Annotated in this window: 1 protein-coding gene; it reads right to left on the reverse strand. The window is 45.0% G+C overall.

Annotation, left to right across the window (positions count from 1 at the left end):
- Positions 1 to 283 (reverse strand): outer membrane protein transport protein (locus ACTHUR_RS17630; RefSeq protein ID WP_440400018.1); only part of this gene is annotated, 283 nt, incomplete at its 3' end.
- Between the last annotated feature and the right edge of the window lie 252 nt (positions 284 to 535).

Raw genomic sequence — 535 nt, forward strand, 5'->3', positions numbered from 1 at the left:
CATCGGCACCCGTGCGGAAGTGTTTCGCAGATTCCGCCTCATAATGAATGCTTGGGAAAACGATATTGGCGTTGACGGAAATTTGGCTGCTGTCGATTTTGCTCAAACCGGCCGGATTGTAGAAAATGGTTGAGGCATCGGCAGCTTCGGCGGCGGCGGCGTTGGCCGTGCCTTGTGCGTTAACGGATTGTGTGCCGAAGTGGTAGCCGGAGGCTTGGACGGCAGTAGATAACAGTGCTGCGCTTAAAATAAATGCTGTTTTTTTCAGATTGAAATGAATCATTTTGGTTTACCGTGAAAGTAGCGGACAAAGAAAAAGGCCGTCTGAAACGTCCTTTATTGATTTAGTATAGGCACTCAATTCTATACTACATCATTATTTTTGCCTAATCTTTTCTTTTTTTACACAAAAAAAGCAGGCTAAAACAGCCTGCTTTTCCAATCATCGGATCACTGCAATTATTTAACCTGCAACACTTCCAACGTATTGGTCGAACCAGATTCGCGCATTTGCGAACCGCTGGTGATGATGTAT

The sequence above is a fragment of the Neisseria sp. P0021.S007 genome (assembly GCF_051956855.1).